Raw genomic sequence first — 14,541 nt, forward strand, 5'->3', positions numbered from 1 at the left:
GAAACGATCTTCTAGAATCCATTTATTCCGGAGGATCGTTTTTCTGTAATGACATAGAATTGTTAAGGATAATATTATTTGATTAAAAAAAGTACAAAGTGAATTTCCTAAATGATATACAGGCATTTTGGGTTAGAAAAAACTGGTGTTCAAACCATTTATCAAGCAAATAAAAGAAAGAAAATCAATGTTACAAATAAGCACAAATGAAAGTAAATTGTGATATTTATGCTATATCCGATCTTGTGAAAAATCCGGCTTTAAGGTTGAAAAAAAGCAGGCAGGAATATACTATATAAGTAGAAGCCTGTTTGACACGCAGATCATAGCTGCAGATCAATTGGTTGAAAATGAACAGGTGTGGCTGCGGTCTTTGACAAAACGCCTGACACCAGCTCAATACAAGAATGTTGTAAAGCAGTCAGAACAATTACCGGAACGGGAGAGGCAGCTTGCGGAGGCCGTTATACAGGTGATGACGAATGCGAATGTAGAAAGGATAGAAAACTGGAAGGAGCGTGTTGGTATGTACTGGAAGGATACATTACGGGAGATAATGGCAGATGATATTGAAGAGATAAAACGGGAAGCGGTAGCAGAAGCGGTAGCCGAAGCGGTGGCGGAAGTAACAGAAAAGGCAGCGGAAGAAACGAAAAAGGGTGAAAAACGTGGTGAAGTAAGGGGAATCAATGCATTATCGAATGCGATTCTTCTTGCCAGAGAGAAGCAATATACAACCGTGGATGAATTGTTAGCAGCAGGTACTGAACGTGAAGTTGCAGAGGCAGCGGTTAAGTTATTATAAAATAAAAACAAGCAGGAAATCTTTTAAAGATTCCTGCTTGTTTTATAACTATATAATATTTTTTTATGCTGCTTCTTTCTTTGCACCTGTATTTGCATTTGCTTCCGGCATCAGCTTCTTGAATAATGGAACAATCTGTGCAGCGATGATAGCTTTTACAAGATCTAATGGAATAAATGCAACAAAGCCTGAAAGGAAAGCAACTTTCCAGGTTAAGTTTCCGTTGAATTTCCACCATAACATTCCGATGATATCAATGAGAGCTGCTGTTAAAATAGCAACGATCGTATAACGGATACGATTATATTTCTTACCCTTTGTCAGACCTGCAAAGATAGTAACGATAATAAATGAGAATGTATATCCACCGAATACTCCTGTCAGATAACCGATACCGGAGCCACCGCCGATAAATACCGGAACGCCGACTGCACCGAGGATCATCCATAAAGCAACGATGATCGTTGAGTCGCGAACTTCAAATACCAGTGCAATGAGCATGATCATAAAGTTCAGTAACGTAATGTGTGCTGCATTTGGGAGTGGAGTTGGGATACTTAAATATGCGGATACGCATAAGATTGCTGCAAATACAGCCATCATTGTGATCTCCACGGTTGTGAATTTGTTTTTCATGTGTGTTCTCCTTGTTGAATAAATAATATAAGTACAATGGATGCCATCCCTTGATTGGATGAGGTTAAGGGGGATTGACAAAAATATGAAGCGGATAGCAGGGCTAAGCTATCCGCTTCCCGATAACAAATTGAATGTCAACTATTAAATGGCACCCACTGGATAACATTATAGATGGTATATTCTCAAATGTCAACCACAGAATAAACATTAAGGTTGACAATTGGAATGGGAGGCTTAAGGGTTGAAAAAAAGCAGATATAAATATACTATATAAGAATATAATAAAGAAAAACAGGTAGGAGGCAGCGGCTATGCTTAGAGTTGGCGTTACAGAACTGGATATTGGATTTGAGAATAGGGAAGAAGCAAAGAAATGCTGCCTTGAAGTTATGGAAGAAGCAAGTGCAAATGGAGTAGAGCTTCTGGTATTTCCGGAGATGACACTGACAGGATTCACGATGCGGCCATGGTTGTATGCGGAAAGCTGGGATGCGGATAACATCCCGGACAGTGTTTCATTTTTTATGGAGAACAGCAGAAAATATAAGATGCAGATGGCATTTGGGTATATTCGTGCGGTTATGGCAGATAGCGACAAGATGGATGATGAAACGAAAGAACCGGTTTATGAGAACCGGCTGGTGCTTGTGGATGGAGAAAATGTGTTGCTTGATTATGCGAAGATCCATCCATTTTCATATAGCGGTGAGGATAAGGTATATCGGGCAGGAGAAAAGCTTGTACAGGCACAGGTAAAGGATATCCGGATAGGCGGATATATCTGCTATGACCTTCGTTTCCCGGAGATTTTCTCTGCAATGAGAGATCAGTATGAAGTTATCATGGTGATCGCAAACTGGCCGGAAACGAGGGCGGAACAATGGGAAACACTCTTGAAGGCGAGGGCGATTGAGAATCAGGCATATGTGATCGCAGTCAACCGGGTTGGAGATGGAGATGGGCTTCACTATATTCCGGGCTCTCATGTATATGACTGGCTTGGGCGGGATGTATCGATCCGGGTTAGTGAGAAGCTGCGTGTCGCAGATATTGATCCCGGGGCAGTCAGACATGCAAGGACAGAATTTCCACAGACAAATGACAGAAAGAATACATTTTATAAGATGATTTATTAATGAAATGTGCTTATAGACAGTTGGATCGGCATGAAAAATACATGATATGTTTCATTTTTATTCGACTGGTTATAAGTACATTTCATTTTTTGAATAAAGATAAATTGAAAGTGATAAGATAATAGTATATAATAAATATGGATAATATATTATCAATTATAATAAAAATGACGGATATATAGATAAAATATTATCTATATAAATAATTTGCGGGGTAAAGATACATGGAACCTTTTGTATGGGAGACACCGGATGAATTAGATAAGAAATTGGCAGAAAGAGTTCGCAATATACGGAAGCGTAGATCGTTGTCACAGCAGCAGTTAGCGGAACAAAGTGGCGTAAGCTATGGATCAATCAAACGATTTGAGCAAACCGGACAGATCTCTCTGTTGGGATTGACGCGGATTGCGGTTGCACTGGATATAGCAGATGAGCTTCGGGAATTGTTTACACGGGTTCCGTACAAGGATATTCAGGAGGTTATGAATGAGACAAATAGAAGATAGGATGCTTCAGGTTTGCTATGGGAATCGATTAGTGGGAACGATGGTGTTAACAGCAGACCGAAAAGCTGCTTTTGAATATAGTGATGAATGGCTGGAAGATGGATTTTCAATCAGCCCTTTTTCGCTGCCGTTGAAAAAGCAGGTATTTGTGCCGAAAAAAGATTATTTCGGCGGGCTGTTTGGAATATTTGCAGATAGTCTTCCAGATGCGTGGGGAAGATTGGATCATAAAATTTCCAGCACATGTTGACAGGGCAGATATTGGACAAATGGAATATGATTATTCGGTCTGTGCAAAAAAATGTGGAATCGTTATGAGTGAGACAAGGTTGTTTCCATCGCAGCGACATGCAGGATACTTTGGAACCCGGAGATTTGATAGAAAAACGGATGGGAGCAAGGTTCATATGGCAACGGCGGCAGCGTTGTTAGAACTTGATTTTAACCAGCCAAGTCTGGACTACCATGACCTGATGAAATTAACAAGAATAGTGACGCGAGATAATAAAATGGATGTTGAAAATATGTTTCGCAGAATGTGTTTTAATGTATTTGCACATAACAGGGATGATCATTTAAAGGATTTTTCGTTTGTATATGATACTGAATCAGAAACATGGAGATTGAGTCCGGCATATGATCTGACGTATAGCACAACCTATTATGGTGAGCATACAACATCTGTTGATGGAAATGGACAAGATCCGGGAGAAACGGAGCTTTTGATAGTAGGAGTGCAGGCAGGAATGAAGAAAAAACAATGTCAGGAGATTATAAACGAAATCAAACAACGGGTTGAGGAAGATCTGAAGGCTTATGCAACCTTCCAAACCACATAAAGCTTGTAAAATATCACATAATGGAGTAAAATGGAAAAAGCAATTAAGGAGGAAACTTTTATGGGTAAGGACGATTGCATTTTTTGCAAGATTGCAAATGGTGAGATACCATCAGCAACAGTTTATGAAGACAGCATATGTAGAGTAATACTTGATGTAAATCCTGCAAATAAAGGTCATGCTTTAATTATACCAAAAGAACATTATGATGATATATATAGCATGGACGCGGATACTGCTTCAAAGATCTTTACGATTGCGACAGAGGTTGCCAAGGCTCAGAAAGCGGAATTAAATCCTGACGGACTGAACATTATTCAGAACAATGGCGCTGCTGCAGGACAGACAGTATTCCATTTTCACATGCATCTTGTGCCAAGATTCATTAAGGATACGGTTACAGTTACATGGGTTCCGGGTCAGTCAGACAATGAGGAACTGGATCGGTTGTCAAAGGCACTTCGTAAGAGAATTTAAGGAAAACATGGATAAAAGGACAGAGACAGGGATAAATTCAAATCAGTTAAAGCTTCTGGCATGCATATTTATGTTATGTGACCATGTAGGACTTGTTCTAATGAATAATAACTGGATAATGCGGGCTGTAGGACGGCTCGCATTTCCTATATTCGCATTCCTGTTGGTAGAAGGGTACAGGCATACGTCGGATATCAGAAAATATTTTATCCGGCTTTTTTTGTTTGCGCTGATTTCGGAAGTTCCATTTGATCTGGCATCGACCGGACAGGTATTTGATCTGCAGAAGCAGAATATTTTCTTTACACTTGCGGCGGGGCTGGTTGTGCTTTATCTTGGAAAAGTCGCAAAATGGAATCAGATGGGCGCAGTCATCGGAATTGTTGTCATTATGGTAGTTTCAGAGGCTCTGCATTTTGATTATGGAATGGCGGGCATTCTTCTGATCGTATTAATTTATTATTCGACCAAGGATGACACGGCGGAACAAGTATTCAGAAATGCCGGTCTTGTGACCGGACATTATCCGTTTGGCTGGAAGCTGCGTCAGAATATGGGGTTTGCAATCGTATCGGCAGTGCTGTATTTCCTGTTTTACGGAATAAGGCAGCTCTATGCAGTTTTGGCAATCCTGCCAATCAGTCTGTACAACGGAGAGTATGGTCGGAAGGATAAAATTCTTAAATATACATTTTATGTGTTCTATCCGGCACATTTGCTCATCTTATACCTGCTCAGCAAGGCGGTTTTATAGGATAGCTTTAATGAATTTTTGTCGCAAAACAGAAATTACCTATTGACTTATGGAAATATATCAGTTAGAGTATAGCTGTTTCAGAACTGCATTGCAGTTTGAATACAAATAAATATTTATAAATGCTCTTATTCAGAATGGTGGAGTCATAAGGGACTATGAAGCCATGGCAACCCCGGAACAGGTGAAAGAAAGACCTGTATGGAAGGTGCCTTCCTGAGCGAATCTGTGATATGCAGACGTCGAACAATGAGAGGTTTGATTTTATCAATCCGCTCAGAGCGGATTTTTCTTTTGCATAAAACCAGGTGGGGATAACTTGTCTGAAAAAAGAAAAATCAAAAGCTATGTGAACGAATACGCATAGCAGTAACTATAGATAGTATTTATACAAGGAGGAAATGATGGAAAAATTATTATTCACATCAGAATCAGTAACAGAAGGTCATCCGGATAAAATCTGTGACCAGATTTCCGATGCAGTATTGGATGCATTGATGGAGCAGGATCCAATGAGCCGTGTTGCCTGCGAGACATCGATCACAACAGGTCTTGTACTTGTAATGGGTGAGATTACAACAAAAGCATATGTAGACATTCAGAAGATCGTTCGTGAGACGATCCGTGAGATTGGATACGACAGAGCAAAATACGGATTTGACTGTGATACCTGTGGTGTTATCACAGCAATTGATGAGCAGTCAGCAGATATTGCAATGGGTGTTGATAAGGCATTAGAAGCAAAAGAGCATCTGATGAGCGATGATGATATCGAAGCAATTGGCGCCGGAGATCAGGGTATGATGTTTGGATTTGCAACAAATGAAACACCGGAATATATGCCATATCCGATCGCACTTGCACATAAGCTTGCAAGAAAACTGACAGAAGTAAGAAAGAATGGGACACTTCCATATCTCAGACCAGACGGTAAGACTCAGGTAACAGTAGAGTATGATGAGAATGGAAAAGCAAAGAGACTCGATGCGGTAGTTCTCTCAACTCAGCATGGCGAGGAAGTATCACAGGAACAGATCCATGAAGATATCAAGAAGTATGTATTTGATCCGGTTCTTCCTGCTGATATGGTAGATGAAGATACCAAGTTCTTTATCAATCCAACCGGAAGATTCGTTATCGGCGGACCAAATGGTGACAGTGGACTTACAGGACGTAAGATCATCGTAGACACTTATGGTGGATATGCCCGTCACGGCGGCGGTGCTTTCTCAGGAAAGGATTGTACAAAGGTTGACCGTTCCGCAGCGTATGCAGCAAGATATGTAGCAAAGAACATTGTAGCGGCAGGACTTGCTGATAAATGTGAGATCCAGTTGTCTTATGCGATCGGTGTTGCCAGACCTACATCTATCATGGTAGACACATTCGGAACAGGAAAGGTATCCGATGAGAAGCTGGTTGAGATCATCCGTGAGCATTTTGATCTTCGCCCAGCCGGAATCATCAAGATGCTTGACCTCAGAAGACCAATCTACAAGCAGACAGCAGCATATGGACACTTCGGAAGAACTGACCTCGACCTTCCATGGGAGAGACTCGACAAAGTTGATATGTTGAAGGCATATTTATAAGAGAAACAATTAAAAGCCTGTCGGAAGTTTGCAGCTCTTGAATAAGGTTTATAATCACGTTTTTGCCACATGAGATTGATTTAATATTATGACAAAGCGGTGGTATAAAAATAAGACCTACCAGAGTTTGTTATTTCTGAATAAGGTTTCATAATCCATAGTGTAGCCGACTGAGTTTCATTCAATTTTGTGCCATGTCGTCGCCGCAAAGGTTTTTATCGCGGCAGAGACATGTGCATATAAAATTGAGTGAAACAAAGGTAGGCAAACGTGATTAGAAACCTTAATCAGGAAATAACAACTTTTGGTAGGTCTTATTTTTCTTCTTTACTATCCGGTACATTCTGCTTGATCGGCTTAAACTGCAAGGAGCCGGTGTTTTTCTTTGGCTCTTCGTGATTCACGATCGCTTCTGCCATATTGAATACCTCTGACAGATCAGCCGTATTCATGGAAGAGTACTGAGCCGCCTTTTTGATGATTTTATCTGCCGGAGTTGCTTCTTTTTCTTCCTTTGCTTTTTTAGTTTCGCTGCTTAATCTGGTGGAAGTGACATCTTCAGCTTTTACGGATGGCTTAGCAGTAAGCTCTGTCATGCCATCTGTTACCGGAATGTCCGCAGGCTTTTGGTTGTTTGTATCATCGGCATTTTCTGCTGGTGTTTCGTTCAGAACAACAGCAGCGGCTATCGTATCCTCTGACTTTGTATCATTTGCAGAAACAGTATCATCCGAAGTATTATCAGTATCGATACCTGTATCATTGCCTGTGTTGTGATCTGTGTTGTCTGGTGTATCATCGGCAGCATTATTGCTGGTATCGTCGGGAACGTTTTCGGCATCGCCGCTTGTATTGTTATCAGGATTATTGCCTGCGTTGTCAGCGGTATCGTTATCGGAATCATTGCCTGCGTTGTCGTCGGTATCGTTATCGGAACCGTTGCGTGTAGCACCATCAGGATCATCGTCAGGATCATCGTCAGGATCATCGTCAGGATCATCGTCAGGAAGTCCCTGCTTGATCACCCGAATCAGCATGATTCCGAGGATAATGATCAGGAAGAACATAACTACGATCACGATGATACATATAGTGATAACCTTGTCCTTGTGCTGATCAAAGAAAGAGCCATTGTTGGCATCTGTCGCAGAAGCAGTCGTGACTGCTTCTGTTGGAACTGCTGAAGCGACAAATCGGGTAAATGTTTTCTCAACGGTATCATAGTAGAACCATCCAGGTTCACCGTCCGGACTCATGGCATATACTACGAGGATCGTATCATCTTCATATTTGTGATAGGCGGTTACGGAATTTTTGTTAAACTTATAGGTGAAAGCTGTGTAACCCGACGGCACTGTAACGTCTTCGCCGGCTGTCAGAATGATAAAGCTTTTGTAAGCAGATGCAACATTGATAAATGGAACCGCAGATTTTGCAGTAGTATCAATGATATACCATGCTCCGTTTTTGCTGTCCTTGTCTGTCAGATAAGCACATTTAACCAGTCCGTTTGGAGACTGATAGAGAATGATTTCGGTATCATTATATTTCTCTTTTATTTCGGCAAATCCTTCAGGAATAGTAAGCTTGCTGTAATCTTCTGTAAAATAATAATCTTTTCCATCAATCTGGATGATCGCTCTTGTATCTACCAGTTCTTCCACATTAACCGCAATGTCGTAGATATGATTATCGCCGGTTTCCGCAGTAACCTTGATAGAGATATGAGAGGTCTTTCCCGGTTCAAAATCTTCATTTCCGGTAATGGAAACGGATGATTTGCTGTCTTCCGGGATCGCATTGATCGCAAGGCTTGTGGTATCTCCGGGAACGGTTGTCTCATAAGTATATGTATCTTTTGCAAATTCAGGCTTTAATTCACCCGGTGTGATCTGGATCGAAGACAGATAACAGTTATCAGACATTTCCTCTGTGGTATCTTCCGTTGTGTCCTCGGAAGAAGTGTCTGTCGTATCTTCTGTTGTAGATTCGGAAGAATTTGTTTCTGTTGTAGCCGGGGTGTCTGTTGTATTTGGTTCGCTGGTCGTTGTTTCTGTTGTACTGTTGCCGCCAGCGGCTGTTATTGTGATCGTAGCACCTGCATCTGATGCTCCGGCATGTTCTTCGCCCCATGTATAGACATCGGAGCTTCCAGTACTGACATAGGCAGATCCTGTATTTATAGCAGAAAATGTAAAGCTGTTGGAAGCAGAAGTAATATTTCCATCACCATATCCGGCACAGGATACGGTTCCACCTCCTCCATAGCCATCGCCGGACTGATATTCCAGTAAGGAGGAATCATAGGACAGACAATAGCTGTAAGCACCCAGTGCTTCAGAACAACTGATCGATACGGTTACTGTAACCGAACCACCCTTTTGAATGGATGAGGATGAAAGCGAGATCGAGAACTGGGTAGATGCTGCATAGGAGTGTATGCTGTTTCCATATACCAGACAGCTTAATCCCAGAACCAAGATCATACATAATGCTGCTAATTTTTTTCTTGTTTTCATTTTATATATCTCCTGTATTTTATCATCTATTCATTTACTGCTGCATGATCTGTGCTGCACCCATCAGATATTTCTGGACTTTTAACAGATCGAGAGCAGATAACATACCACTTCGTTTGATATTTGCGGCTTTCAGGTATGGATCCTTTAAGGTAGAAGCACCGATAATATGCTTCTGTATCTTTAACAGATCCAGTGCATTGATAATTCCGTCACCATTTACATCACCGAAAATAATAACGGTATAGGTGCTGGTATTGCCCGAAACAGTTATTTTTACAATGTCACCGGTACCGATACGGTCAGATGTCTTTTCTTCACCGGATGAAGTCCTTACACTGACAGTTCCGTTTGTACATCCAAGATTGGAGACAAATGCAGATACGGTGGTTGATACTGCTACGCCGGTTATGGTTCCGTCAGATACAGTATAGTTACCGTCAAATTCAGGATCTGAGCTGGAATTACCGGAAGATTTACCACGGACGATCGTTAATGTATAAGTGCGTTTTGCGCCGCTTTGGGCTTTTACCGTAATTTTTACTGTATTCGTACCCTTTGACAGACTGACTTTTCCTGTTCCGGATACGGAAGCGTTTTTGTTGACCGGACTTGCAGAAATCGTAACAGAACTTGTTTTCTCTGATACGATCAGGGAATACTTGGTTGTTGTATTGACTGCAAATGTTGGTGTCAGGGAATAGTTATCAATACTCAGTGATTTGAGATAGTTGTTTGGATTGCCACTGTCTGCCGGTTTGCTGACCATGGTATCCGGCATATTTTTGTATACCGGGATACAGAATGTGATTGAATTGTTCAGTGTGCCTGCGCCACTGTAGGCATCGTATACCTTAGAGGCTTCAGAGGAAGCCGCCTGAACATTGGTCATATACTGATGGGAGTATAAGGCAGAGGTATTTGTGACATTGAATTTCTGTGTATACAAAGTATTCTGCTTCTGCAGAATGTAATTATTTCCAATGTATTGAGCACCGCCATAGATGGATTTGTATACGGTGTTCCACGGTCTTCCGTAGGTAGAACCGGAGGATGCCCATTTAAGTGCATTTGTAACGGCGTTTCCGGTTACGCTGTCGAAACCGCCGATGTTATAGAAATTATAGATTCCCGGATATACGGAATGCTTTCCATTTGTGGCAGAACTGAGTGATGAGCCAACCTCCTGTTTGATTCGGGAGGCAATGTGGTATGGGCTGACACCGACTGCCTTTCCGGCTTTGATGATCAGTTCGGAATATGTACTGTTGGAACCGGATGGCTTGGATTTGTACATAAAGGTTCCGTTCAAAATGGATTCCACGCCGGATTTGGACTGAGAATCTTCATAAGAGAGATTCTCAAATGCAAATACGAACCGTTCATACAGATAAACACGGGGATCCAGATAATAGGAGACCAGTTTATCCGATGCGGCATACCAGCAGTTACCATCAAAGGATGCCCATGTATCGGTTTTGATGTTGTAACCGATCGTCGTGGAACGCCAGTTGTAGCGTGGATAACTGCTGGTTCCCTGAACCAGATTTTTGATCTGACCGGATTTGTTTCGTTCATTATCTACAAGATCATCCCAGTCGATTCCTGTCTGGACAGCTTTAAAAGTCCAGGATGGATGAGCCTCATGCAGTTCCCGGAGCTGCGCCTTATAGCTTTCCGGAAATCCCTGATCATTCATATAGGATTCAAAATCTTTGTCGGATTTTTTCCCTGAGGATTCTGTCGTTGCTGTTGTATTGTTTTTATCAGAAGAGTCTGTTTTGTCGATAGTGACATATGAAGCGGATACGTAGCCGGTATAGGTTGTCTTGTTATAAACAAGGGATACTTTATACCAGGAGCTGTTTGAGGTGTTCAGGATTGTAAGCTTGTGCCCCCCATTTAACATAATGTTACTGCCGTGATCCGTTACAGGATTGCCGCCGGGGGCATCACGGAAATAAACATTCGTTACTCCATCTTTGATATGACCGGATTTTCCTGCGGCATCAGAAAGTCCGCTGTTCATGAAAAGACAGACCACAAGACAGCAGATAAGTGCTGCGATCGCCAGTATGGCGGATCGGTATGGTCTGTTACTTAGCCGTTTGTTATTCATATGATGCTCTCCTTTGTATATAAATGCACGATTCGATTTTTGTGATAAAAATATATAAGCCTGAAAAATACAATACTGATTTTAGTTTACCATAATCTCAGAAAAAACAAACCCCTTTTTCGTCAAAAAATTAGTGATTTCACAGAAAAAATTGGATGTGCGTACAATATAGAACATATAGGTTGAAATAGAAAACATATAGATTGAAATAGAAAATAGGAGAGCGGGACAGGTCAAAAATGTTTGATTATAAAAATGTGATTGTTGATTTGAAAATAAAAAGAGATGCCAACCGGTATAACGGAGCAGGCATCTCTTTTTTCATGTATCATATTATCCAATTTTTAATTTAAATTTCTGAATATCTTTGTCAGTATCAACTTTTTCGATCTTTCCGCCCAGACCACGGATCTTTTCATCAAATTTCTCATATCCACGCTGGATATACTTAATATCTGATATAACGGAAAAATCATCTGCAACTAATGCAGCAATCACAAGAGCAGCACCGGCACGAAGATCCGGAGCAGCTACATTTGCACCAGAGAAGGATTCTACACCATCAATGATAGCGGTATTGCCTTCTACCCGGATGTGAGCGCCCATTCTGGCAAGCTCGGCAACATATTTGAATCGATTCTCAAATATGCTTTCTGTTACAATACTGGTTCCGTTTGAAAGTGCCAGTGTGACAGCCATCTGCGGCTGCATATCCGTTGGAAATCCCGGATAAGGAAGTGTTTTGATATTGGTTGGTTTCAAACGTTTATCAGACATAACCCTTACAGAGTCATCATATTCAATTACATGAGCACCGATCTCGTTCAACTTGGAGGTGATAGCTTCCAGATGTTTTGGAATTACATTCTTGATCAGTATATCACCTTTTGTTGCAGCAGCGGCTACCATAAATGTACCGGCTTCGATCTGATCCGGAATGATGGAATAAGTAGTACCATGAAGTTCTTTAACACCACGGATACGGATGACATCAGTTCCTGCACCTTTGATATTTGCGCCCATACTGTTTAAGAAGTTGGCAACATCGACAATATGTGGTTCTTTTGCTGCGTTTTCAATGGTGGTTTTACCTTCAGCGAGAACTGCAGCCATCATAATATTGATCGTTGCACCAACGGATGCAACATCCATATAAATATGGCTTCCAATCAGTTCTTCGGCATAAGTGGAGATGGTTCCATTTGTAATATCAACCTGTGCACCAAGTGCTTCAAATCCTTTTATATGAAGATTGATCGGTCTTGCACCAATATCACAGCCACCAGGTAATGCAACCTGAGAGTGCTTGTATTTTCCAAGTAATGCACCTAACAGATAGTAAGATGCACGAATCTTACGGATGAATTCATCATCTACGCACAGATCACTGTTTGGATTGATAGCGGCGCCACAGATGGATACGGTATGTTCGTCTATGTAGCGTACTGTCGCACCAATACCCTGAATTGCCTGAAGAAGGACACGGGTATCTCTTACATTTGGTACATTTTCTATTATAACTTCCTGATCGGTCATTACGGCAGCAGCAAGGATTCCGAGAGCTGCGTTCTTTGCACCTGCAATAGTTACCTCTCCTTCAAGAGGCTGACCGCCTTTGATCACATATTGTTCCATATTGCACCTCTAAATATTTATAAACATATTTAAAAAGTCCGGTTAAAATTTCTGTCGTTTTTTCGATACTTTACCGCACAGATAACTTCTAGATTATAGCATATTTTTGCGAAAAGTAAATAGCAAGTAAAATTATTTATCTGCTTCGCAGTAAATACAACGATAAATCCGGTGTGCTCTGTCTGTAAGCTTAAAGATATGCTGGATTCCCTGTTCGGTTGAGGTTATACAGCGCGGATTGGTACATTTCTTGATACCTACCAGACGTTCCGGAAGCTCAATATTTTTCTTTTCCACCAGTTTTCCGTCACGGATAATATTAACGGAGATATCCGGATCGATATATCCAAGGACATCAAGGTTGATGTCGATATCCTGATCTATCTTTAAGATATCCTTTTTACCCATTTTCTGGCTTTTGACATTTTTGATAATTGCTACGGAGCAGTCCAGCTTGTCGAGATGCAGGTCATTATAGATCTGGAGTGCCTTGCCTGCAGCAATGTGATCAAGTACGATACCATTTTGAATACTGTCTATGTTCATCTGTTTGTACCTCCTATGCTAAACCAAGCAGTGTGGCAATTAATGCCATACGGACATATTTACCATTTAATACCTGACGGAAATAACATGCTCTTGGATCGTCATCCACTTCAACAGCAATCTCATTTACCCGTGGCAGCGGATGCAGGACACACATGTCCGGACGGGCAAGTGCCATCTTACTGTTATCCAGTATGTAGGTATCCTTTAATCGTATGTAGTCTGCTTCGTTGAAGAAACGTTCTCTCTGTACTCTTGTCATATAGAGGATATCCAGTTCTCCGATCACATCCTCCATAGATGAAACTTCCTTATAAGGTATATTATTCTTCTCGATCACTTCTGTGCGGATATAATCAGGAATTTTTAATTCATCCGGTGAAATAAGCACAAAACTGATATTTTCATAACGGGACATTGCTTTGATCAGAGAATGAACGGTACGTCCAAACATCAGATCTCCGCAGAAGCCGATCACAAGGTTGTCCAGTCTTCCTTTTTCACGTTTGATCGTTAAAAGATCAGCCAGTGTCTGTGTTGGGTGGTTATGTCCACCGTCACCTGCATTAATGATCGGTACATCGGATTTCATGGATGCAAGCATCGGAGCACCTTCCTTAAAATGGCGCATGGCTATGATATCTGCATAACAGCTTACAACCTTTACTGTGTCACCAACGCTTTCACCCTTAGATGAGGATGATGAACTGGCAGAAGAAAAACCAAGTACATTACCACCTAATTCCATCATGGCGGCTTCAAAACTTAAACGAGTTCTTGTACTTGGTTCAAAAAATAAAGTAGCGAGCTTTTTGCCTTTGCATAACTCACTGTATTTTTCTTTATGATCAATAATATCCTGAGCAAGATTTAAAATGTGATCGAGCTCTTCCAAACTTAAATCCATTGGGTCTATCAGATGTTTCATGGCGGCCTCCTTACAAATTTGCTATCCCCGATTATAGCACCTG

14 protein-coding genes and 1 riboswitch are annotated in these 14,541 nt (G+C 41.2%); of the genes, 8 read left to right on the top strand and 6 right to left on the bottom strand.

The annotated features are described in order from the left end of the window. The first annotated feature begins 340 nt into the window (after nucleotides 1-340). The gene (locus DWW85_RS10085) at nucleotides 341-805 is read left to right on the top strand and encodes a hypothetical protein (protein ID WP_117808549.1); all 465 of its coding nucleotides are present in this window, start codon (nucleotides 341-343) and stop codon (nucleotides 803-805) included. Nucleotides 806-868: 63 nt separating this feature from the next. On the opposite strand, the gene DWW85_RS10090 is transcribed toward DWW85_RS10085, so the two are convergent. Beyond that, complete coding sequence (locus tag DWW85_RS10090) at nucleotides 869-1,441, bottom strand: biotin transporter BioY (protein ID WP_117808550.1); 573 nt, start codon at nucleotides 1,439-1,441, stop codon at nucleotides 869-871. 314 nt (nucleotides 1,442-1,755) lie between these two features. On the opposite strand from DWW85_RS10090, the gene DWW85_RS10095 reads away from it, so the two are divergent. From DWW85_RS10095 to metK, 7 genes are all read left to right on the top strand, one after another. Next, on the top strand, nucleotides 1,756-2,580 hold the full coding sequence (locus DWW85_RS10095; protein ID WP_117808551.1) for a nitrilase-related carbon-nitrogen hydrolase: 825 nt from the start codon (nucleotides 1,756-1,758) through the stop codon (nucleotides 2,578-2,580). A 224-nt stretch (nucleotides 2,581-2,804) separates the two neighbouring features. Then, complete coding sequence (locus tag DWW85_RS10100; RefSeq protein WP_021944029.1) at nucleotides 2,805-3,089, top strand: helix-turn-helix domain-containing protein; 285 nt, start codon at nucleotides 2,805-2,807, stop codon at nucleotides 3,087-3,089. Beyond that, nucleotides 3,070-3,339 carry a HipA N-terminal domain-containing protein gene (locus DWW85_RS13125; protein WP_347470680.1) on the top strand — a complete coding sequence of 90 codons (270 nt, stop codon included), beginning with the start codon at nucleotides 3,070-3,072 and terminating at the stop codon, nucleotides 3,337-3,339. Before DWW85_RS10100 ends, DWW85_RS13125 begins: the two co-directional genes overlap by 20 nt. After that, a complete protein-coding gene (locus DWW85_RS10105; RefSeq protein ID WP_347470681.1) occupies nucleotides 3,296-3,928 on the top strand; it encodes a HipA domain-containing protein in 633 nt (210 codons plus the stop codon). Before DWW85_RS13125 ends, DWW85_RS10105 begins: the two co-directional genes overlap by 44 nt. Before the next feature lie 60 nt (nucleotides 3,929-3,988). Further along, nucleotides 3,989-4,405: an HIT family protein gene (locus DWW85_RS10110; protein WP_021944027.1), complete on the top strand. Its 417-nt coding sequence runs from the start codon at nucleotides 3,989-3,991 to the stop codon at nucleotides 4,403-4,405. A 7-nt stretch (nucleotides 4,406-4,412) separates the two neighbouring features. Beyond that, nucleotides 4,413-5,159 carry a TraX family protein gene (locus DWW85_RS10115; protein ID WP_117808552.1) on the top strand — a complete coding sequence of 249 codons (747 nt, stop codon included), beginning with the start codon at nucleotides 4,413-4,415 and terminating at the stop codon, nucleotides 5,157-5,159. A 125-nt stretch (nucleotides 5,160-5,284) separates the two neighbouring features. Beyond that, nucleotides 5,285-5,415: riboswitch (SAM riboswitch) on the top strand. 148 nt (nucleotides 5,416-5,563) lie between these two features. Next, entirely contained in the window at nucleotides 5,564-6,751 is a 1,188-nt protein-coding gene (gene metK / locus DWW85_RS10120; RefSeq protein ID WP_117808553.1) for a methionine adenosyltransferase, read from the top strand. 314 nt (nucleotides 6,752-7,065) lie between these two features. On the opposite strand, the gene DWW85_RS10125 is transcribed toward metK, so the two are convergent. From DWW85_RS10125 to pyrB, 5 genes are all read right to left on the bottom strand, one after another. Continuing rightward, nucleotides 7,066-9,270, bottom strand: coding sequence for a cadherin-like beta sandwich domain-containing protein (locus DWW85_RS10125; protein ID WP_117808554.1), 2,205 nt, complete (start codon nucleotides 9,268-9,270; stop codon nucleotides 7,066-7,068). A 34-nt stretch (nucleotides 9,271-9,304) separates the two neighbouring features. Next, nucleotides 9,305-11,389 (bottom strand): dockerin type I domain-containing protein, encoded by a 2,085-nt coding sequence (locus DWW85_RS10130; RefSeq protein ID WP_021944023.1) that lies wholly within the window; start codon nucleotides 11,387-11,389, stop codon nucleotides 9,305-9,307. A gap of 333 nt (nucleotides 11,390-11,722) precedes the next feature. After that, entirely contained in the window at nucleotides 11,723-13,024 is a 1,302-nt protein-coding gene (locus tag DWW85_RS10135) for a UDP-N-acetylglucosamine 1-carboxyvinyltransferase (protein WP_021944022.1), read from the bottom strand. Nucleotides 13,025-13,156: 132 nt separating this feature from the next. Next, complete coding sequence (locus DWW85_RS10140; RefSeq protein ID WP_008400467.1) at nucleotides 13,157-13,570, bottom strand: aspartate carbamoyltransferase regulatory subunit; 414 nt, start codon at nucleotides 13,568-13,570, stop codon at nucleotides 13,157-13,159. A 13-nt stretch (nucleotides 13,571-13,583) separates the two neighbouring features. After that, nucleotides 13,584-14,498 carry an aspartate carbamoyltransferase gene (pyrB, locus tag DWW85_RS10145; RefSeq protein WP_117808555.1) on the bottom strand — a complete coding sequence of 305 codons (915 nt, stop codon included), beginning with the start codon at nucleotides 14,496-14,498 and terminating at the stop codon, nucleotides 13,584-13,586. Nucleotides 14,499-14,541: the final 43 nt, after the last annotated feature.

Source organism: Clostridium sp. AF17-21AC (genome assembly GCF_003461365.1).
In the GTDB taxonomy this organism is placed as follows: domain Bacteria; phylum Bacillota; class Clostridia; order Lachnospirales; family Lachnospiraceae; genus Coprococcus; species Coprococcus ammoniilyticus.